Origin of the sequence: Lentilactobacillus kefiri (genome assembly GCF_007989105.1) — a bacterium.
Classification (GTDB): Bacteria; Bacillota; Bacilli; order Lactobacillales; family Lactobacillaceae; genus Lentilactobacillus; species Lentilactobacillus kefiri.
Map to the genome: position 1 here is coordinate 1 of NZ_BJVK01000011.1, position 21,489 is coordinate 21,489.

Below are 21,489 nucleotides of genomic sequence, written 5' to 3' on the forward strand. Positions count from 1 at the left end.
CCTGCAGTCGGCATGACGTATCACCGAGAAAATAGAGGACATTAACGAGAATGATTTCGTTGATGTCCTCTATTTTTTTACCATCAATAACTCCATCAATGTTCAATTGCCTCTATTTGTAATAGTTGTTTGAGCATGTAACGATCCAATGACAGGAACCTTCAAATTGGTATATACACCATATCCTTTATTGGTACATATCGATTGATAACGCTTAACACCCGGTAAACAGTGGCTTTGACATAATAAAAAGTCAAAAATAAACCTTGTGGTACATGCAAATTAGTTGTATCCTGTATGGGTACACAAAAATGTTATTGGGAGTGGAGAAAATGAAAAAAGTATTAGTAATGTGTGAAAGTGGCATTTCAAGTCATTTCTTAGTCAAAGCTGCTCAACCATTTATCGAATTGTATGGAGCAGACATTCAAATGATTGCAACAGATATTAATAGTGCTAAAGACTTTTTGGATCAAAACATTCAACTTGTTTTAGTAGCACCACAAGCATCTTATCGCGAGAAAGAATTACAAATGTTTGGGAACAAGGTCCAAGTTAAAACAATTCCGGATGATATCTATGGTTGGGGCAATGGTGAAAAGCTCGTTAAGCTGGTTATGAACCAATTGTCTCCCGTTGAGGTTGGATAATGACCACCGAACGTTTAAATCAGATCTCGATGCAAATGCTCACTTTGTCCGGCAACGCCAAAAAACTGTTAACTGAAGTTTTAGATGATTTAGCTAATCCGGACACTCCAAGTGGGGATCATCAAGCTAAGTTGAACCAAACACATCAATACTTAGTCGATGCGCATAAGCAGCAAAATTTGGTGACAGCCGAAATCAATCATGTAACGTATTCCGTTCTGTTTGCCCATGCTCAAGATACTTTGATGAATACTGAGACGATAGAATTTATTATTAAAAAATTTATTCCGATCCTTCAGAATCAAAATTAAACGACTTATGAGATTATTATTAAAAATTGAATATCATTTTTATTGCTTGCTATAGCGCGAAATTCTTGTTGCATATAACATCAACCCATTATGACCATGTTGAATTATAATTCATTGTGTCATATAATGGTCTGTATGATTTATTCTTGTAATGAACGTCAGGAGTAATTAAAAATCAAAAATCTAATCTGATTAACTCGTTTTGTTAATAAGATTAGATTTATTTTTTGGAGGGTATCACATGCAACAACAAGATCAAACAGACCAGGAACGGCGTGCTGACACATCGTTCTTTGGTCAACCACGGGGGCTGTCAACCCTGTTCTTTACTGAAATGTGGGAACGATTTAGTTACTATGGAATGCGTGCTATTCTTCTTTATTACATGTATTTCAGCGTTACAAAGGGTGGACTTGGATTCGACCAGTCATTAGCTGCATCGATCATGGCAATCTATGGTTCCCTGGTTTATTTAACATCCGTTATTGGTGGATTTGTAAGTGATCGTATATTAGGAAGCCGACGCACCGTCTTTTATGGTGGTGTTCTGATTATGCTTGGACACATTGCCCTTTCGTTACCAATGGGAGCTCCAGCATTATTTGCTTCAATCCTGTTAATTACTGTTGGTACCGGACTTTTAAAGCCAAACATCTCTGAAATGGTTGGTGGCTTGTATACCGAGTATGATAACCGTCGTGATTCTGGATTTACCATCTTCGTTTTCGGTATCAACCTGGGATCATTCATTGCACCACTGCTGGTTAGTTGGCTTGGATTCAACGTTAACTTCCATCTTGGCTTTTCACTTGCTGCTATTGGAATGTTCTTTGGCTTGCTTCAGTACATTCGTGGTGGTAAAAAACATTTGCCAAGTTCAAGCCTGTACCCAAGTGATCCACTTGAACCCAGCGACGCAAAGAAATTATCTATTCGAGTTGGATTAGGGGTTGTCGTCTTTGCATTGATTCTTTTATTAATGCAGGCAATGGGCAGCTTATCACTTAGCTCATTTATCTCTCTTTTGAGTATTATCGCAATTGCAACGCCTATCGTTTACTTCATTATCATCATCTCCAGCAAGAAGTTGTCGGACACTGAACGTTCACGAGTGATTGCATACATTCCATTGTTCATCGCTGCCGCAATCTTTTGGGCAATTGAAGAGCAGGGATCCGTTGTTTTGGCGTTGTTCGCTGAAAACCAGACCAACAATAACTTCTTTGGCATTTTCAACATTCCTGCCGGTTGGTATCAGTCTTTGAACCCATTATTCATCATGCTTTACACACCATTCTTTGCATGGATGTGGATGAAATTGGGTAAAAAGCAGCCTAGTTCTCCATCCAAGTTTTCACTTGGACTGGCAATTGCCGGTTTATCATACCTGTTCATGGTCCTTCCAGTCATGCTATTCGGTTCTCAAGCACGGGTAAGTCCTTTCTGGTTGCTCGGAAGCTGGGCAATCGTCGAAGTTGCCGAATTACTCATTTCACCAATTGGCCTTTCTGTTACTACCAAGTTGGCGCCAAAAGCATTTGAATCTCAAATGATGAGTATGTGGTTCTTGGCTGACTCTGCCGGACAGGCCGTTAACTCACAAATTGTTAAATTCTATACACCTGAAAATGAAATCAACTATTTCATGATTGTGGGATTAGTTGCCATCATTGCTGGTATTTTACTGGCATTCCTTGTTAAACCGATTAAGCGTTTAATGGAAGGTGTCAATTAGCTTCATAATTGTATGAATGTGTTATCCTAATTTGGATAGCACATTTTTATTTTGGGGAGAAATGATGATGGTAAAGATCGCCACGTCCAGTGATAACCATTTTGATTTAAATAAAGTTGAGATTGACTCAACGATCAAGGAACAGGCAAAGTACTTAAAAGACCAACAGGTTGACTACTACCTGATTGCCGGGGACTTGTTTAATGATTTTCAGAAGTCGCTGGCCTATGTCAAACAGCTGTCTAAAGCGGTGGCTCCGGTAAAGGTCTTCTTTATCGCCGGAAATCATGACATGATTCGAAATGTCACTTATGAGGAATTGGAAGACGGTTCGTGGCCAGGCTACTTGAATAATCGATTTGTTGATGTACCTGGAACCGATTATCGAATTATTGGGATGAATGGGTGGTACGACTACACTTTTGCGGTAAACGAGGATAAGACTGAAGCCGAATTTCATCGCTGGAAAATGGCCTATTGGATAGATGGTCTTATTTCGCAGCCTATGAGCGATCCAGACCGGGAACGAATAGTTATTAACAATTTAAAAAAACAGCTTCAGAAAGCCAAAATAGCGGGTAAAAAGGTTATTCTAATGACGCACTTTGTTCCCAACCAAAGATTTATCCACTATACCAGCGATTTTCGCTTTTGGAACATGGCCAATGCGATGATGGGGAGTGTGCACTTTCAAAAGTTGATCAATGACTATCGAGTGGACACGGTTATTTTTGGCCATACCCATCAACGGCTTAAACCCGTGAAAATAAATCACACAATTTATTACAATGCAGCGGTGGGGTACCACAATCGCCGTCATAATGAATGGCAGACCAATCATTTTATTTCAGAATGGCAGAATCAATTAAAAATCTTCGAGATTTTTTGATAATGCGCTTGACGGAAGCACGAAAATTTTGTATTATTATATTCGTTGGTTTGATAGCAAACACTCTTTTGGAGGGGTAGCGAAGTCTGGCTAAACGCGGCGGACTGTAAATCCGCTCCTTCGGGTTCGGTGGTTCGAATCCACTCCCCTCCATTTTTATTATTGGGCTATAGCCAAGAGGTAAGGCAACGGGTTTTGATCCCGTGATGCGCTGGTTCGAACCCAGCTAGCCCAATTTCAAACGTCCATGACGACAGGAACTCGTCATGGGCGTTTTTTTGTCCTTTTAAATATCAACCAATTTGATATTGCAAAATATGCCAATTTCCGCTATTGTCAGAGTTAGAAGAATTGGAATAGTCCGATTATACATTTAGGAGGCGCATCATGAAAATAGGCTTTATCGGTGTTGGGGCAATGGCTCAAGCCATTATTCAAGGTTTACTGAAAGCACAATTTGTTCCATCACAAGACATTTTGGTACACAGTGCACATCAACAACATTACGAAAAATACGCAGAACAATTTGGCTTAACTGCCGAACCAACCAATCAAGCGGTTGCTAAAGACAGTGATTTAGTTGTTTTGGCGGTTGTCCCAAAAATTGCAGCGGATGTTTTAGCTGAAATTCGCGGTGAACTATCACAGAAAAAGACGTTGATCTCAATTGTTTCTGGCGTTTCACTCAACCGATTAGAGGAACTGACCGATTACAATCTGCCGATTCTTCGCAGCCTGCCCAATATTAATTCAGAGTTCGGCCAAGGAATGACCGCGGTTGCTGCCAATGAAAATCTGACTGGCGATCGCAAAGCCCAGGCAATTGCGATGTATGAAGCAACGGGCAGCGTCAGTGAGCTTGATGAAAGCCAATTTGCCGCATTCAGCGCAATTTCCGGGAGTGCTGTTGCCTATGTTGATTTCTTCATTGATAGTTTGAGTCGGGCAGGGGTTAAATATGGTTTCAGTAAGGAAATGGCCACTAAGATTGCTGCTCAAACAACCCTTGGGTCTGCCCATGCTTTAATGGCTTCAAAGAAGAGCCCCGCTGAAATGATCGACAAGGTTTGTTCCCCTGGTGGCGATACAATTGCTGGGATCCTCGCGATGGAAGAAGCAGGATTCCTGCCATCTGTCATTAAAGGAATTGATGCAACAATCGCAAAATCAACGGGCAAATCATAAAAAGGGCTTGGCGATAAAGAATGGTAAGAGTATTGCTTCATGCAAAGATTCACACGGGAAATCGAACGATTCCGGATGGCTTTATCAGATTTAATAAACAGATTATTTCTGTTGGCCCTTTTAACAAATATGTCCGGCTGCCCAAAGATCAGATTAAAGACGTAAGTGGGATAACCGTTGTTCCGGGTTTTATTGATATCCACACCCATGGTGGTTATGGGGCGGACTCGATGAATCCTGATCCGGAAGTGATTAGTCATTTTGTTGACCAAATGGCTCAAGAAGGAGTCACCAGCGTCTTTTTGACAACCATGACGCAGAGTGCGCTGGCAATTTCAAAAAGTATGGCTAACATCAAAAAGGCTGCGGAAATCAACCCTAAGATTCAGGGAATCCATCTTGAAGGCCCCTTCATATCCCCGGCGCATAATGGTGCCCAACCGATCAAACTGATCCAACCGATGGATGTTAAAAAGCTGGCGACGTGGTACAAACTTTCTGGTGGCCTCATTAAGCTTGTGACTTATGCACCGGAAGAAAAGTGGGATCCCCGCCTGGAAGATTATTGTGACGTTCATCATATTCGGTTGGCAGTTGGCCATAGCGATGCGACCTACCAATTGCTTCAAAACCTTCAAATCCAGCATGTCACCCATTTGTATAATGCCCAACGTGGCTTTCATCACCGGGAGGTTGGGGTAGTTGGTTATGCCATGCTATCCGATACGGCAAAAGTTGAATTAATTTGTGACGGGTTTCATGTTGCCCCGGAGGCCGTTAAAATTGCCTACAAAACGATCGGGCCTAATCGGCTTGAATTAATCACCGATTCAATGGAAGCCAAGGGCATGCCTGATGGCATCTATCAATTAGGCGGACAAGTTGTGGAAGTCCATGGTGGCAAGGCAACAATGGCCAACGGTCATTTAGCCGGATCAGTTCTCAAATTTTCAGATGCATTTAAAAATATGATCAAATTTACCAAGTGCTCCGTTGCTTCAGCGGTCAAAATGAGCTCGACCAATCAGGCAAATGAATTTCACCTAACTCACAAGGGATTCCTAGAGGAAGGGTATGATGCCGACATAAATTTGTTTGACAATCACCTAGACCTTATGGCAACGTATAGTTATGGGAAATTAGTGAAAAAAGACTAAGGGAGTTGGTATCAGTGGGTTTACCAATTTATATTCAAATTCATAATGAAATCAAACGCAATATTGAAGCCAATAAGTGGAAAATTGGTGATCGAATTCCCTCTGAGCGTGAATTATCAACTGACTTCGGTGTCAGTCGGATGACTTTACGTCAAGCCATTCAGACCTTGGTTGATGAAGGAATCCTTGAACGACGGGTTGGCTCAGGAACTTTTGTCGCCAATCAAAAAGTTCAGGAAAAAATGTCTGGTGTGACCGGATTTACTGATCTCATGCTGGCTCAAGGCAAACAGCCATCCAGCAAGACAATTTCGTATCACACGATGGAACCTTCATTAAGTGAAATGGAAAAGCTAAATATTACCCAGGATCAATCCGTTTTACGGATGGAAAGAATTCGTTATGGGGATGAAGTGCCGATTTGTTTTGAAGTCGCTACTGTTCCCGAAAACATTGTCGATGGTTTGGAAAAATCAGAAGTGACCAGTTCACTTTACCGAACCTTGGAACAAAAGAAGGATCTTCAAATTGGCAAAGCTCAGCAGACCGTTTCAGCAATGTTAGCTTCGGAACGAATTGCCGAGTATTTGAAAATTAAACGTGGCGACGCCATTTTAAGACTGCGCCAAATTACATATTTGCAGGATGGCAGACCATTTGAGTATGTTCGAACGCAATATGTGGGCGATCGATTTGAGTTTTATTTGGAAAAAGAATAATAACGAGATCTGGGTTTGATCCAGAGCATGAAATAAAAAATATTGATGAACGGATCTTGTTCATCAATATTTTTTACTCATTAAGATTCATCGATAATCACTTTGATAAGGAGTTAAACATGCAAGTTAAAATACTTTCAAAAGAAAACCGAACCCCCAGAATGCTTGCTCAATTAGTCAAGGTGTGGGAATCTTCAGTCAAAGAAACCCATCACTTTTTGTCGGCTGACGAAATTCAGCAGATTAAACCCGATGCGATTGCTGCCCTAAAATCGGTTCCAACTTTAGCTGTTATGCTTGATGCTGGAGATTCTCCGGTTGGGTTTATGGGGATTGCCAAGAATCAACTTGAAATGTTGTTTATTGCGCCTGGTCATCGTGGTCAGGGGATTGGAAAGCAATTGATCCAGCTGGGGATAACCAAGTATGGGGTCACCCAAACAACCGTTAACGAACAAAACACCCAGGCACTTGCCTTTTATCAACACATGGGCTTTTCCACGATTCAACGTTTCCCAATTGACGATGAGGGGAGACCATACCCATTGTTGAAAATGGCATTATCATCTACCAATCAATAAAAGAACTCAGACATTTTCTAATGTCTGAGTTCTTTATTTGTTTAAAGTTTCGTTTTTGTGATCTTTCTTTTTGGGCTTATCGTAACGGCTGGCATAAGTTGTTCTGATCAAATCGGTGACCCATGTCATGAAGACGGCAACGACCGCAAAGATAATCCATGAAGTCCAGTCGCGGTAGCCGCCAATCTGTCTTTCAATAACCATAAACAAAACAAAATAGATGACATACATACTCAATCTGGGAAGTCTTAGATAACTGGTAACGTATCCCAATGCCCAGATTCCGAGGATACCATATTGACTGTCTTGAATTGGCTGCTCATGGTCAATCAGATTCCAAACAATTCCGACCATTGTCAAAGCAATAATGAAATAAGTCAGGTTTTTAGCAGAAATTTGTTTCATGTTAACCACCTTAGTTTTTTTTAGAAAATTTTTGCTTGATAATCTGCCACAAATACTTTGGCAGGACCATTAGTCGGCCAATTCGACTGGGTTCTTTAACCACTCGGTACAGCCATTCCAAATGCATTCGCTGCCAGGCTTTGGGGGCTCGTTTAACGGTTCCGGTTAAGACATCAAAGGATCCACCAATCCCGATCCAGAGCCCGTCGGAAGCGGAACGGTTTTTGTCAATAAATTCTTCTTGCTTGGGGTAACCGGTTGCCACAAACACCATGTCGGGCTTTGTCCGGTTAATGTCGTGGACAATATTTCGGTCGTCGCCAAAATAACCATCGTGGGTGCCTGCAATCGTCAAAAATGGATAATCTTTTTCGACGACTTTTCTCAGCTTTCGAATGACGGCCGGCTGGGCGCCAACAAAATAAGCCGATTTTTGGTGGGCATTTCCCCATTCGAGTAGATGAACAAACAAATCATAGCCGGTTACTCTTTCGTGTAGGGGTGTCTTCAACATTTTGGCACCAATGATAATGCCAATTCCGTCTGGAATAATGTAGTCGGCCGTTTGAATTAATTTTTCATATGATGGATCACTTTTTGCATACATCACAATTTCCGGGTTGGCAGTTACCACAAATGTATTGGTGCCATCATTAATTCGTTTATGTAAAATGTTTTGAAACGCTTTTTCAGTGGTATTTAGAAAGTGAATTCCTAAGATATCAACGGTGTTAGCGGTACTTTGGTTGTTCATAATAACTCCTTCAGGCATGATAAATTTTGAAACACTCACATTGTTTTTGTTAATAATCGTAAAAATGATAGAATATATACTAATTATATAACAAATCTCCGGGGAGGATATTGACACAATATGTCAGAACACGATAATTTAACACTTCATACCGATTTTTACGAAATCAACATGATGGCAACTTACTTTGAGAAACACATGGAAAATCGAAAGGCGGTTTTCGAAGTGTTTTTCCGAAAGCTGCCGTTTGGAAATGGGTATGCGGTATTCGCCGGACTTGAACACATTATTCAGTATATTGAAAATTTGAAGTTCAATGATGATGATATCGATTATTTACGACAAGTAACAGATTATCCTGACAGTTTTTTAGAATACTTAAGAAACTTTGAATTTAAGGGATCCATCAAATCCGCTTATGAAGGCGACATTGTTTTTGCCAACGAACCGATTTTGCAGGTTGAGGGGAGCTTGTGTGAATGCCAGTTGGTCGAAACCGCCATTTTGAATATGGTGAACTATCAGACTTTAATTGCCACCAAAGCATCCAGAATCAGAACGGTTGCCGGTGATGATCCGCTGATGGAATTCGGCAGTCGTCGAGCACAAGAGGTTTCCGCAGCCCTTTGGGGGACGCGAGCCACAATCATTGGTGGTTTTAACGCCACTTCAAATGTTTTAGCAGGCAAAAAGTTTGGAATTCCAATTAGTGGAACCCACGCCCATTCACTCGTTGAATCTTTTGGTAACGACTACGATGCCTTTAAAGCATACGCAAAAACGCATCATGAATGTGTTTTTCTTGTCGACACTTATGACACTCTCAAGAGTGGGGTTCCCAGCGCAATCAAAGTTGCCAATGAAATGGGCGACAAGATTAATTTTGCCGGTGTTCGCCTGGATTCCGGTGATATGGCTTATCTTTCCAAGCGAGTCCGGGAAGTTCTCGATAATGCCGGTTATCCAAACACTAAGATTTACGCATCAAATGATTTGGATGAAACAACGATTGCCAGCTTGAAGATGCAGGACGCCAAAATTGACGTTTGGGGTGTTGGGACCAAAGTGATTACCGCTTTTGATCAACCAGCCCTTGGCGCAGTCTACAAGATGGTTTCCGTTGAAGATGCTAATGGCAAGATGATTGATACAATTAAAATTTCTGGGAATGCCGAAAAAGTTTCGACACCTGGTAAAAAGCAGGTTTGGCGGATTACCGATAGTAAGGATGGCAAGTCGGAAGGTGACTATGTCACATTGGCCGATGAAGATCCCCGCAAAGAAAAGTCGATTTTTATGTTCCATCCAAACTACACTTACATCAATAAAACCGTTGAAAAATTTGATGCAATTCCACTTCTCAAGCCAATCTTTGAGAATGGCCAGTTGACTTATAAACGGCCAAATTTAAAGCAGACCGTTCACTACGCTGAAAAAGAGCTGGCATCTTTGTGGCCGGAATACAAACGGGAACTGAATCCGCAAAAATATCCAGTTGACCTGTCACAAAAGTGCTGGGATAACAAACGTGATATTATTGAAAAGATCCGTAACTACATTAACGATATTAAATACTAAATATAAAATGAGGGATGGACATGAGAGCCAAACAACAAGAAATCATTAAGACGTTAAAAGTGCAACCGACAATTGATCCACAGAAGGAAGTTCGCCGAAGTGTCGACTTCTTAAAGGCTTACCTGAAGAAATTTACATTCTTGAAAACACTTGTTTTGGGAATTTCCGGTGGCCAGGATTCGACTTTGGCCGGGAAATTGTCTGAAATGGCAATTTCTGAATTACGGGATGAAACCGGCGATGCCAGTTACCAATTTATCGCGGTTCGGCTTCCTTATGGTGTTCAAGCTGATGAATCAGATGCTTTGGAAGCAATCAGCTGGATGAATGCCGACAAGGTCGTCAAGGTGAATATCAAGCCAGCTGTCGACGCGGCAGTGGCTTCTGTTGAAGCAAATCATATCGAAATTGACGATTTCAACAAAGGCAACATTAAGGCTCGCCAACGAATGATCGCCCAATATGCGATTGCCGGCGCAAAATCCGGTGCCGTGGTTGGAACCGACCATGCCGCCGAGGCCGTGACCGGGTTTTATACCAAATTTGGTGATGGTGCGGCTGATATTACACCCTTATGGCGTTTGGACAAGGAACAGGGCAAGCAGCTGTTGAAGTTACTGGGCGCTCCTGAACATCTTTATGAAAAGACACCAACTGCCGACTTGGAAGACAATCGGCCAGCATTGCCTGATGAGGTTGCTTTGGGAGTCACCTATCAAGACATTGACGCTTATTTGGAAGGCCGCCAAGTTTCTGATAAGGCTGCCGAGACCATCGAAGGTTGGTACAACAAGACTCAGCACAAGCGTCATACACCAATTAACGTTTACGACACTTTTTGGAAGTAGATTTTTAGTGACTTTTCATTAGTCGTTCGGTATAATTACGATAAACAAAGGGAGTAACCAGCAATTACGATTGCGATTATCTCGTCAACGTGAAATACTCGTATTTCCGGGATAAATCTTAAATGGTGAGACTTATGAATTCTTTTAGCGAGGAATTTGTAGGTCTCTTTTCTTTTAGAGGAGGAAGTAGATGAAACAGGAGAAGAAGATGTTTTACCAACGGACGGTCGATGATGTGATGAGCCAGATGAAAGCTCATCCGACCGGACTAACTGATCAGGAAGTCAAAGATCGGCGGCAGCAGTTTGGTGCCAACAAACTGACTTCAAAGCGCCGGACAACACTGATTGAAAAGTTTATTGCCCAGTTCAAAGATTTAATGATTATCATTTTGATTGTTGCCGCGGTGATTGCCGGGTTTGCCGGTGAAACGGTGGACGCCGTGATTATTTTGGCGGTGGTCATTTTAAATGCCATCTTTGGGGTGTTTCAAGAATCCAAAGCCGAAAATGCGATTGATTCACTTAAAGAAATGTCTGCGCCAATGGCGACCGTTCTGAGGAACAATCAATCCAAATCTGTGAAAAGTGAAGACATTGTTCCCGGCGACATCGTCCTTTTAGAGGCAGGAGATGTTGTTCCTGCCGATATTCGACTCACCGAAGCCAATTCCCTTAAAATCGAAGAGGCTGCCTTGACAGGGGAATCTGTGCCGGTTAACAAGCAGGTTGATCCGATTACGGAAAAAGATTTGCCTTTAGGAGATCGGAAAAACCTTGGATTTATGAACAGTAACGTGACATCCGGTCGGGCGACCGGAGTTGTTATTGGCACGGGGATGAATACCGAAGTCGGTAAAATTGCTCATATGCTTAATACAACTGAAGAAACCACTACGCCATTGCAGGAAAACCTGAAATCTTTGGGTAAAATGCTGACAGTTTTAATTTTGATTATTGCGGTCATCGTGTTTGCCGTTGGAATGTGGCGTGGTCAGGAAAGCCTGATTAATATGCTGCTGACAGCCATTTCACTAGCTGTGGCCGCAATTCCTGAAGGACTTCCGGCAATTGTGACGGTTACCTTGGCCCTTGGAACTCAGCAAATGGCAAGACACCGGGCATTGATTCGCAAATTGCCTGCCGTGGAAACCCTTGGTAGTACCGACGTGATTGCGTCAGATAAAACCGGGACCTTAACCCAAAATAAAATGACCGTCGAAAAAGTGTTCTTGAATGATCAACTTCAAGACTCTGCCGATGCCCATTTATCTCTAAAAGATCGTTTAGCTCAAATTATGGTCTTGAATAATGATACCAAGTACCAAGAAAAAGAACTGGCGGGGGATCCAACCGAAACGGCGTTGGTTGCCTTTTACCTAAATAAAGACGAACCGGTCCAACAATTTGTAAATGCTCATCCACGATTGGCTGAAATTCCTTTTGATTCCGAGCGAAAATTAATGTCAACCTATAACAAAATGGATGACGGCAAGATTTTGATGACCATGAAGGGTGCCCCTGATCAACTATTGCAACGGGTTACCAAAATTCAAGACGGTGATCAGGTTCGAGATATAACAGATGATGACCAAGTCTTGATCCGTTCTACCAATCATGATTTGGCAACTCAGGCCTTGCGGGTTCTGGCGTTTGCCTATCGGTTTGTGGATGATGTTCCAACGGATTTAACTTCTAATGCTCAGGAACACGATATGATTTTTGTCGGCCTGATTGGAATGATTGATCCGGAACGTCCAGAAGTGGCTCAAGCGGTTGCCGAAGCTAAATCTGCCGGGATCAAGTCAATTATGATTACCGGTGACCATCAAGATACCGCGCAGGCAATTGCCAAACGGCTGGGAATTTTAGGCCGTGGTGACAATCCCGGCGGTAAGGTCATCAACGGTGCTCAGTTGGATGAAATGTCAGATGATCAATTTAATAAAGAAGTGACTGATATTTCGGTCTACGCCCGAGTGGCGCCCGAACATAAGGTTAGAATCGTCAAAGCATGGCAGAATCAGGGCAAAGTGGTTGCCATGACCGGTGACGGTGTCAACGACGCGCCGGCTTTAAAGACTGCTGACATCGGTGTTGGAATGGGAATTACCGGAACCGAAGTTTCAAAGGAAGCTTCCGACATGGTTTTGGCTGATGATAACTTTGCGACAATCGTTACCGCTGTTAAAGCCGGTCGAAAAGTCTTCTCCAACATTCAAAAATCACTGCAGTATCTTCTATCTGCCAACTTGGGAGAAGTTTTGACCTTGTTCGTGATGACCATGATGGGCTGGCAGATTCTGGCACCGGTTCAGATTTTGTGGATTAACCTGGTAACCGATACATTTCCAGCAATCGCGCTGGGAGTTGAACCTGCAGAACCCGGGATTATGAAACGGAAACCACGTGGGCGGTCGTCAAACTTCTTATCCGGTGGGATTATGAGCAACATCTTATACCAGGGATTCTTTGAAGGCTTCATTACCCTTTGCGTTTATGCCTTTGCAATTACCAACCCAGTTCATGCATCCGAAGCTTTGGCGCATGCAGATGCGTTGACGATGGCTTACGCAACATTAGGGTTGATCCAACTGTTCCATGCCTTTAACTCAAAGACGATTCACGAATCAATCTTTAGAGTCGGCATGTTTAGAAACAAGTTCTTCAACTGGGCATTGTTGGGGTCGGCAATTCTGTTAATCATGACGATTGTTATTCCAGGCTTCAACTCGATGTTCCACGTGACTGAATTGACTGCTTCACAATGGCTGGTTGTCGTATTTGGCGGCTTTATGATTGTTGTTGTGACAGAAGTAGTAAAATATATTCAGAGACACATTTCTCATAAATAAAACAAATGGAGGACTGATATTTTGAAACCACAAGATATGCAACGATATGCAAAAACCGTTTCAGACGTCATTGACGCCACTTCAAAAAATGGTGAAGATTTAAACGATGACTATGAGACTTTACGAAAGGCAATTGATAACAACACACTTGCCGATTTAACCAGTGACCAGTTGAAAGGAATCAAGGACCATTTTCAATCCGGAACCGACAAATATAACGACAACGTTAACAAGCTTCAACAGGTTGCCGTACCGGTCAAGTTACTGGGAAAGCATAAGCTGCTGGTTCGGCACTATGAAGATTATGCCAACGCATGCCAGGCAATGACTGACAGCATTGATCCCGATGCAGCCAAGGTCGATGCCGACAAATTCAATCAGTCCGAAAAGGATCAGGAAAACAGTATCGCCAAGGTATCAAGTACCACGACGAGAATTATGGGACAAATTTAGCAAGTAAATTAAACAGGGCTTATGAGACCTGTTCGATTATGTAAAATTATATGAATCACTTGGGATGGTCGTCTTCGGACGATCATCTTTTTTACGAAAAAGTGGATGCATGCCTAGCTCTCAGCCACTTGCCATTCAGCCAGATATCTTTGAGAATTGCAGCCCAATTGCCGGGTTCTCTCTGCTATAATTAACTTTGACACTATTGATGAGGTGGAAGAAATGAACGAAACACTTGCGCATAAAATACAGCATGATTTACCACATATAAGAGAAAAACAAATCGTTGAAACTCTAAAGATGCTTGATGAAGGGGATACCGTTCCCTTCATTGCCAGATATCGAAAAGAACGAACTTCCAATCTTGCTGAAGTTGAAATTAGAGATATTCAAGATGCTGCTCACCGGATTCAAACCCTGGATAAACGTAAGCAGGAAGTTATTAAGATCATCGACGAACAGCAACAGCTTACGCCGGAACTCAAAAAGAAAATTGAGCAGGCACCGGTCCTTCAACAAGTTGAAGACCTTTATCTGCCATACAAACAAAAGCGGCGAACCAAAGCCACCATTGCCAAGGAAAATGGTCTTGAACCGTTAGCCAAAGCAGCAATGAATTTTGCTTCCGACTTGAAACAGCAGGCCAGCCAATACATCAATCCGGATAAGGACTTGCCAGACGTTGAATCAGTTTTCGCCGGCGTTCATGAAATTATCGCTGAAGACGCCGGTGATCGCGCCGATTTCCGAGAATGGGTCCGCAACAATACCCAGCAGTACGGTCAACTGGTTGTCAAAGTCAAACGTGGCGGCAAGGACGTGGACGAAGATGGCACGTATCAACAATATTATGACTTCAGTCAACCAATTAAATCGATTCCATCATTTAGGACACTTGCGATTAATCGTGGTGAGAAGGAAAAGGTTCTAAACGTTAAAATCGAAGTCAATGAAGCCCCAATTATGTGGCATTTAAAGGCCAACACAGTTGGAAGTCATCAGGGCTTTGCCGCCGAGGTGGTCACTGATGCAATTGAAGACGCTTATCACCGTTTCATCGGACCCGCCATTGAACGGGAAATCCGCAAGCAGTTAACTGAAGTTGCTGCCGACCATGCGATTGATATTTTTGGCAAGAATTTGTACAACCTGTTGATGCAGGCGCCACTAAAAGGAAAAATTGTCATGGGCTTTGATCCTGCCTATCGGACCGGTTGTAAGTTGGCGGTTGTCGACCAAAATGGTAAATATTTGGACAAAACTGTTATTTATCCACATAAACCGGCAAGTGAAGCTAAACGGAAAGCGGCTAAAGGACTCTTTATTGATTTCATCAATAAGAATCACGTTGAAATGATTGCCATTGGTAATGGGACTGCCAGCCGTGAGTCGGAACAATTTGTGGCTGACGCCATTAAGGAAATTAAAACGCCAATCTATTACGTGATCGTCAATGAGGCAGGGGCTTCAGTCTATTCTGCCAGCCAAGTTGCCAGGGATGAATTCCCCGACTTCAGTGTTGAACAGCGATCAGCTGTCAGCATTGCCCGGAGAATTCAAGATCCGCTGGCTGAATTGGTTAAAATTGACCCTCAGGCAATTGGCGTCGGTCAATATCAACACGATGTTCCTCAAAAACAACTGGGAGAACAACTGGATCAAGTTGTTGAAACGGCGGTTAACCGGGTTGGCGTTAATTTAAACACTGCAAGTCCCGACTTACTGGTTCATATTTCAGGTTTGACCAAAACGACAGCCAAGAATATTGTGAAGTTTCGTAATGATTCGGGAGAGTTCAGCGCGCGTGCGGAGCTTAAAAAAGTTCCCCGATTAGGGCCAAAGGCATTTGAACAGTCAGTTGGATTCCTGCGGATTATTGGTGGGAAAAATCCCCTCGATAATACGGACATTCACCCCGAGAGTTATTCAGCTGCCAAAAAGTTAATGAAGAACCATGGCCTGGACATCAATCAACTTGGCGAACCGGCCGTTTCAGCAGCGTTAAGTAATCTCAATTTGGAACAGGAAGCCGAGACTGTCGGCGTTGGGGTCGAAACCTTGAAAGATATTGTCAAAGGTGTTGAAACACCGGGTCGTGATTTACGTGACGAGATGCCCGCACCCTTATTAAGAAAAGATGTTTTGACCATGGAAGACCTAAAGCCGGGGATGAAGCTCCAAGGAACCGTCCGCAATGTGGTTGACTTTGGGGTGTTCGTTGACATTGGTGTTAAACAAGACGGCTTGGTTCATATTTCGAAAATGAGCCGAACGTTTGTTAAAGATCCCAGCAAAGTGGCTTCAGTTGGCGATATTGTGACGGTTTGGATTGAATCAGTCGATCTCGATCGTCACCGAATCCAACTGAGCATGGTTGATCCGGAAGGTTAGGTGAATAGTTGATCGATGACAAATGAACAATTACAAAAAATGGTTGAAGATATTTCGATTAAATATTTTGCCAAGCCGTTCCGGCATCGGGCCTACTTTAATTCTCGGTTGAAAACGACGGGTGGACGATATCATTTAAACGATCACAATATTGATATCAACCCAAAGATGGACGACGGTCAAACACATGAAGTTTTAATCGGCATTATCAAACATGAATTATGTCATTATCACCTGCATTTGGCAGGGTACAGCGCCAAGCACAACACCAAACAGTTTAAACAGCTTCTCAAAGCCGTGGGTGGGTCCCGGTATGCGCCAAGAACCCAGACCCGAACGGCTCAAATTAAATATATTTATCGCTGTGAACGTTGCGGCTTGGAGTATCATAGAAGACGAAGAATCAATTTGGTAAAGTATGTGTGTGGACGATGCCACGGCAGACTTCACCTGGTTAATGAAATTCAGCAGCAGGGTGCGTAGGAAGGAGATTTCATATGGCAAAAATTATTATCAGAGTACCGGCAACCACGACGAATTTAGGTTCCGGTGTTGATTCGGTGGGATTGGCCCTGAAACTTTATTTCACCGTTATCGTTGAAGAGAAGACCGATGAATGGAAAGTCAATCATGCATTGGGCAATGACATCCCAACCGATGAGCATAATTTGATTGTTCAAACAATTTTAAAAGTGAACCCGGATATCCATCCACATCAGCTAACGGTCATTTCAGATGTTCCGATTGCTCATGGATTAGGATCCAGTACAACCGCCGTTGTGGCAGGTATTAAGATTGCCAATAAATTGGGCGATTTAGGATTAACCATCGACCAACAGGTTGATATTGGGGCTCGGATTGAAGGCCATCCCGAAAGTGTCGCCGCAGCTTTATTGGGAAATATGGTTGTTTCAACTTTCGATGGCGAAAAAGTCACTTCGGCCGCACTTCCGGTTCCAGCCATATCTGCTTTGATGTATATCAGACCAGATGGGGTGAGTGAAGTGGAAAGTCGAAAAAAGCTTCCTAAAAAGATTGATTACCCAGTAGCCGTTCACGCCAGCAGTAAAGAGAATGTGTTTATTGCCTTGGTTGCCCAGGGAAAATGGGATCAGGCAGTTCCAATGATTGAAAGCGATCAGCTGCACGAACCATACCGTAAAGAATTAGTTCCGGAAATTGATCAAATTCGATCAACCGCTCATAAACTTGGAATCTTTGGCACGTACCTCAGTGGTGCCGGTCCAACGGTTGCGACCTTGGGCGACAAGCCTTCATTGACGCAACTTCGGATTGATTTGGAACAACAAAATTTAAATGGTAGCTTGCGGTTACTTCAGGTTGATACAGAGGGTGCCACAGTTCGCGGAGAATAATTTCAAAAATCATTTGTCAATTGGCCAAATTTCTGCTATAATTTTTAATTGTTGATGCGGCCATGGCGGAATTGGCAGACGCGCAAGATTAAGGATCTTGTCGGGAATTATCCCGGTGGAAGTTCGAATCTTCTTGGCCGCATGGTTAAAGTTCGAATCACTATCATTTAAATAGTGATTCGGACTTTTTTATTGTGTGGCATGTGATCTTTTTTTCAAATAATAAATAATTGGGGTGCAGAAATGGACTATTTTATTTTTGATGTAGACGGAACGTTGATTGACACGGAAAAAATGTATATGTTACCTTTACACAAAACTTTACTTGAAAATGGCTATAACTTTTCATATGCCGACGTTGTTAAACTATTTGGCATCAATTCAATGGATACGGTTAAAATATTGGGAGTCAAAGATCCGGTCGATATTCGACAGAAATGGTTTGCCAAGATTAAGGACTACACCCAGTATGTTCACGTTTATGATGGCATTGAAGACGTCCTTAAGAACCTTCAGGCCAACCCGAACGTGAGGATGGCCATTGCGACATCGAAAGTTGAAGCGGAATTTCAACGGGATGTTACCAGATTTGGCTTGGACAAGTACTTTGATCAATTTGTTTTTTCAAGCGAGGTCAAGAAAGGTAAGCCGGCACCCGATATGATTCTGAAGGGGATTGAAAAGTTGCATGCCGATCCTAATTCGACCGTTTATATTGGTGATACCAAATATGACCTTCAAGCTGCTCATGCGGCTCACGTTAAGTTTGGATTAGCCGGCTGGCGGACACCAATGTCAGCGGACTTTACCGATACGGATTACTTTTTGAAAGAACCGGCAGATCTGTTAAAAATCGTCCATTCAAATTAGAAATTTAAGCAGAACTCGAACCGTGTTTTGTGATATATTTGGAGTACAGGCTACGTGAATTTTTAAGAAAATAGGTGAGATGATGATTTCAATTTTGGTTGTAAGTCATGGTGACTTTTCGAAAAGCTTAATTCAAACTGCAGAAATGATCGCCGGAAAGCAGCAGCAGGTATCATCAGTGTCATTGGCTGCTAATGATGGCGTAGATTCACTTTCAGCTAAGGTAGACACAGAGTTGTCCAAATTTCCTGAAAGCGCACCAACGTTGATTCTGGCCGATCTATGGGGTGGTTCACCATTCAACGCTGCAGCAAAAGTTGTTGCTAAAGATCCTCAGAAAACCGCATTGATTGCCGGTGTTAACTTACCGATTTTATTGGAAGCCTATATGGCAAGAAACTCATCATTAACCGAGTTGGTCAATAAAATTAATGAAATTGCCGGTGATTCTATCCGCCAATTCACAGTTCCCGCAGATGATGACGATTTAGGAGATGATTTGTTATGACAATGGATATTCGCCTTGCCAGGGTTGACAGCCGCCTGCTTCACGGACAGGTTGCCACTTTTTGGACCCGGGCAGTCAAGCCCAACCGAATCATGGTTGTTTCTGATTCAGTTGCCAAAGATCCACTGCGCAAGACCTTGATTACACAGGTTGCACCACCTGGTGTCAAAGCAAATGTTGTGACGATTAATAAAATGATTCGGGCATATTTTGATTCCCGGTTCGATTCTTTTAATACCCTTTTGTTGACTGAAACGGTTGGCGACATGTTGAAGTTGGCTGAAGGTGGGATTGATTTTTCAAAGATTGGTGTGAACATTGGCAGTATTGCTTATACCGACGGTATGACCATGCTGACGGACGCAATTTCAATGAATGAAGATATTGCCAAGCAGATCCGGACGTTGGCAACCGACTTTAAACTAGATGTTTGTGCTCAAAAAATTCCAGCTGAAAAGAAGGAAGACCTTTTAACGCTGTTAGATAAAAAGGGTTTTTAACAAGTAGAGGGAAAATACATGAGTGTCGTTTCAATTATTTTAATTTTACTGGTAGCATTTGTCGTTGGAATGGATGGAATTCTTGACGAATGGCAGGTTTATCAGCCAATTATCGCTTGTACCCTTGTGGGAATTGCAGTCGGCAATGCCACTGCAGGGATTATCCTGGGGGCAACTTTGCAGATGATTACAATTGGGTGGATCAATATTGGGGCATCGGTTGCTCCTGATATTGCTCTGCCTTCTGTTATTTCAGCACTGCTTGTTTGTGGACCGGCTGCACTAAGCATTAAACATGGCATTGCCTTGGCAATCCCGTTTGCGGTCATTGGTCAACTGCTGAATATTTGGATTCGAAAATTGACGGTTAAATTGGTTCATGATGCCGACCAAGCTGCGCAAAACAACCAAATTTCAAGGGTCGATCGACTACATTTAATCAGCTTGGGAATTCAAGGACTGAGAGTTCTGATTCCAACCATTTTGGTGATGTTGATTTCACCTCAATACATTCATCAGCTGATGCAGCAGGTACCAATGCTGATTACCAACGGGATTGCCGTTTCTGTTGGCATGGTTTCCGCAGTTGGATTTGCTAACTTGATTAATATGATGGTCAGCAAATTGTTGTGGATTTGGTTTGCCATTGGTTTTGTTATTGCCATTTTCACGCAGATCAACCTATTTGTGCTGGCCGCATGTGGTTTGGTAGTCGCCATTGGCTTTGTATGGTTAAAAAACAAGCGCCATGGTGCGTCTGGGGATAGTGGCAGTGATGACGATATGGATAGTTTTGACAAAGAACTTGATGACTTATAAAGCGGGTGGGGTTAAATGAATCATAATCAACAAGAAAACATAGGGTCAAAGAAGCCCATTCGCCTCCATAAAACTGATTTTTTCAAAATATTTTGGCGGTCAGGTGTGGAGCAGGGGTCATGGAACTTTGAGCGGATGCAAAATTTAGGCTTTGCTTACATAATGGCGCCCGCAATTAAACGGTTATATCCAGATCCGAGTCAGCGAAAAGCCGCAATGAAACGTCATCTGCAATTCTTTAACACGTCGCCGATCATGCAATCATTGATTACGGGTGTCGTTTTATCCATGGAAGAAGACCGCGCAAACGGCGCTGACATTTCCGATGATACAATTAATGCCGTTAAGACAGCAATGATGGGCCCAATGGGTGGCTTTGGCGATCCAATCTGGCTGGGAACCATTCGGCCGGTGTTGTCGGCTTTTGCTGCCAGTTTGGTATTAAGTGGCTATGGGATTTTAGGACCAATTCTATTTTTCATCGCTTGGAACATATTACGATTGGTTTTTCGATATTTCTGTCAGGCAGCCGGTTATCATCACGGCGCTAATATTATCAATCTATTCAATACGGGCATTATTAAAAATGTTGGGGATGCCACCTCAATATTTGGTGTTTTCATGATGGGTGTGATTGTTGCCAGATGGGTTGAAGTTGACTTTGTTTCGATTTCGGGTTGGTTCAGCCAAATGTCAGGTGGCCATCTGATTGGTCAATTGGCAAATTCAAGCATTGATGTCCTCGCACCGGTTGTGCTGACATTGATTTGTGTCTGGCTTATTCGAAAGCAGGTGTCACCACTTTGGATTATCCTCGGGTTATTTATATTGGGAATCCTTGGATATTCTGCTGGAATCTTGGCATAGTTAAAACTAGTTAAAATAAAAAAAGGCGGGTTCAAAACA

At 42.6% G+C, this 21,489-nt stretch carries 22 protein-coding genes and 3 tRNA genes; 23 read left to right on the forward strand and 2 right to left on the reverse strand.

Annotated elements, in window-relative coordinates; all coding sequences use genetic code 11:
• Positions 1-332: 332 nt before the first annotated feature.
• The 10 genes from LKE01_RS05440 (at position 333) to LKE01_RS05485 (ending at position 7,227) form a co-directional block, all read left to right on the forward strand.
• Positions 333-650: a PTS sugar transporter subunit IIB gene (locus tag LKE01_RS05440; protein WP_056982883.1), complete on the forward strand. Its 318-nt coding sequence runs from the start codon at positions 333-335 to the stop codon at positions 648-650.
• Positions 650-961, forward strand: coding sequence for a PTS sugar transporter subunit IIA (locus LKE01_RS05445; RefSeq protein WP_054769175.1), 312 nt, complete (start codon positions 650-652; stop codon positions 959-961). The genes LKE01_RS05440 and LKE01_RS05445 overlap by 1 nt, the downstream gene beginning before the upstream one ends.
• Positions 962-1,202: 241 nt before the next feature.
• Positions 1,203-2,696, forward strand: a complete 1,494-nt coding sequence (locus LKE01_RS05450) for a peptide MFS transporter (protein WP_056982885.1) — start codon at positions 1,203-1,205, stop codon at positions 2,694-2,696.
• A gap of 67 nt (positions 2,697-2,763) precedes the next feature.
• On the forward strand, positions 2,764-3,585 hold the full coding sequence (locus tag LKE01_RS05455; protein WP_056982887.1) for a metallophosphoesterase: 822 nt from the start codon (positions 2,764-2,766) through the stop codon (positions 3,583-3,585).
• A 70-nt stretch (positions 3,586-3,655) separates the two neighbouring features.
• Positions 3,656-3,738, forward strand: a tRNA-Tyr gene (locus tag LKE01_RS05460).
• Positions 3,739-3,748: 10 nt separating this feature from the next.
• A tRNA-Gln gene (locus LKE01_RS05465) sits at positions 3,749-3,820 on the forward strand.
• A gap of 152 nt (positions 3,821-3,972) precedes the next feature.
• Positions 3,973-4,770, forward strand: coding sequence for a pyrroline-5-carboxylate reductase (gene proC / locus LKE01_RS05470; protein WP_056982890.1), 798 nt, complete (start codon positions 3,973-3,975; stop codon positions 4,768-4,770).
• Between the two features lie 20 nt (positions 4,771-4,790).
• Positions 4,791-5,927, forward strand: a complete 1,137-nt coding sequence (gene nagA / locus LKE01_RS05475) for an N-acetylglucosamine-6-phosphate deacetylase (protein ID WP_056982892.1) — start codon at positions 4,791-4,793, stop codon at positions 5,925-5,927.
• A gap of 14 nt (positions 5,928-5,941) precedes the next feature.
• Positions 5,942-6,646 carry a GntR family transcriptional regulator gene (locus LKE01_RS05480; protein ID WP_056982894.1) on the forward strand — a complete coding sequence of 235 codons (705 nt, stop codon included), beginning with the start codon at positions 5,942-5,944 and terminating at the stop codon, positions 6,644-6,646.
• Positions 6,647-6,765: 119 nt separating this feature from the next.
• Positions 6,766-7,227 (forward strand): GNAT family N-acetyltransferase, encoded by a 462-nt coding sequence (locus LKE01_RS05485; RefSeq protein WP_054769176.1) that lies wholly within the window; start codon positions 6,766-6,768, stop codon positions 7,225-7,227.
• 33 nt (positions 7,228-7,260) lie between these two features.
• Here the strand turns inward: LKE01_RS05485 and LKE01_RS05490 are convergent, their stop codons facing one another.
• Together LKE01_RS05490 and LKE01_RS05495 are read right to left on the reverse strand one after the other, a co-directional pair.
• Positions 7,261-7,632, reverse strand: coding sequence for a hypothetical protein (locus LKE01_RS05490; protein WP_056982896.1), 372 nt, complete (start codon positions 7,630-7,632; stop codon positions 7,261-7,263).
• Between the two features lie 10 nt (positions 7,633-7,642).
• Positions 7,643-8,386: a WecB/TagA/CpsF family glycosyltransferase gene (locus LKE01_RS05495; RefSeq protein WP_056982899.1), complete on the reverse strand. Its 744-nt coding sequence runs from the start codon at positions 8,384-8,386 to the stop codon at positions 7,643-7,645.
• A 120-nt stretch (positions 8,387-8,506) separates the two neighbouring features.
• Here LKE01_RS05495 and LKE01_RS05500 point away from each other — a divergent pair, with 120 nt between their 5' ends.
• The 13 genes from LKE01_RS05500 to LKE01_RS05560 all read left to right on the forward strand — a co-directional run bounded on the left by LKE01_RS05500 (position 8,507) and on the right by LKE01_RS05560 (position 21,450).
• Positions 8,507-9,964 carry a nicotinate phosphoribosyltransferase gene (locus tag LKE01_RS05500; protein ID WP_056982900.1) on the forward strand — a complete coding sequence of 486 codons (1,458 nt, stop codon included), beginning with the start codon at positions 8,507-8,509 and terminating at the stop codon, positions 9,962-9,964.
• A 20-nt stretch (positions 9,965-9,984) separates the two neighbouring features.
• The gene (nadE, locus tag LKE01_RS05505) at positions 9,985-10,812 is read left to right on the forward strand and encodes an NAD(+) synthase (RefSeq protein ID WP_056982903.1); all 828 of its coding nucleotides are present in this window, start codon (positions 9,985-9,987) and stop codon (positions 10,810-10,812) included.
• Positions 10,813-11,002: 190 nt separating this feature from the next.
• Entirely contained in the window at positions 11,003-13,666 is a 2,664-nt protein-coding gene (locus LKE01_RS05510; RefSeq protein WP_056982905.1) for a calcium-translocating P-type ATPase, PMCA-type, read from the forward strand.
• Between the two features lie 21 nt (positions 13,667-13,687).
• Entirely contained in the window at positions 13,688-14,119 is a 432-nt protein-coding gene (locus LKE01_RS05515) for a hypothetical protein (RefSeq protein ID WP_056982907.1), read from the forward strand.
• Positions 14,120-14,341: 222 nt separating this feature from the next.
• Entirely contained in the window at positions 14,342-16,510 is a 2,169-nt protein-coding gene (locus LKE01_RS05520; protein WP_056982908.1) for a Tex family protein, read from the forward strand.
• Positions 16,511-16,525: 15 nt separating this feature from the next.
• The gene (locus tag LKE01_RS05525) at positions 16,526-16,993 is read left to right on the forward strand and encodes a SprT family protein (protein ID WP_056982910.1); all 468 of its coding nucleotides are present in this window, start codon (positions 16,526-16,528) and stop codon (positions 16,991-16,993) included.
• Between the two features lie 14 nt (positions 16,994-17,007).
• Positions 17,008-17,886 (forward strand): homoserine kinase, encoded by an 879-nt coding sequence (gene thrB / locus LKE01_RS05530; protein ID WP_056982912.1) that lies wholly within the window; start codon positions 17,008-17,010, stop codon positions 17,884-17,886.
• 56 nt (positions 17,887-17,942) lie between these two features.
• Positions 17,943-18,028 (forward strand) — tRNA-Leu (locus LKE01_RS05535).
• Between the two features lie 101 nt (positions 18,029-18,129).
• Positions 18,130-18,756: an HAD family hydrolase gene (locus tag LKE01_RS05540; RefSeq protein ID WP_054769177.1), complete on the forward strand. Its 627-nt coding sequence runs from the start codon at positions 18,130-18,132 to the stop codon at positions 18,754-18,756.
• Between the two features lie 79 nt (positions 18,757-18,835).
• The gene (locus LKE01_RS05545; protein WP_225364727.1) at positions 18,836-19,264 is read left to right on the forward strand and encodes a PTS sugar transporter subunit IIA; all 429 of its coding nucleotides are present in this window, start codon (positions 18,836-18,838) and stop codon (positions 19,262-19,264) included.
• Positions 19,261-19,764 (forward strand): PTS sugar transporter subunit IIB, encoded by a 504-nt coding sequence (locus tag LKE01_RS05550; RefSeq protein ID WP_056982913.1) that lies wholly within the window; start codon positions 19,261-19,263, stop codon positions 19,762-19,764. Before LKE01_RS05545 ends, LKE01_RS05550 begins: the two co-directional genes overlap by 4 nt.
• Before the next feature lie 18 nt (positions 19,765-19,782).
• Positions 19,783-20,583, forward strand: coding sequence for a mannose/fructose/sorbose family PTS transporter subunit IIC (locus LKE01_RS05555; RefSeq protein WP_056982915.1), 801 nt, complete (start codon positions 19,783-19,785; stop codon positions 20,581-20,583).
• 15 nt (positions 20,584-20,598) lie between these two features.
• Positions 20,599-21,450: a PTS system mannose/fructose/sorbose family transporter subunit IID gene (locus LKE01_RS05560; RefSeq protein WP_056982917.1), complete on the forward strand. Its 852-nt coding sequence runs from the start codon at positions 20,599-20,601 to the stop codon at positions 21,448-21,450.
• The last annotated feature ends 39 nt before the right edge of the window (positions 21,451-21,489 follow it).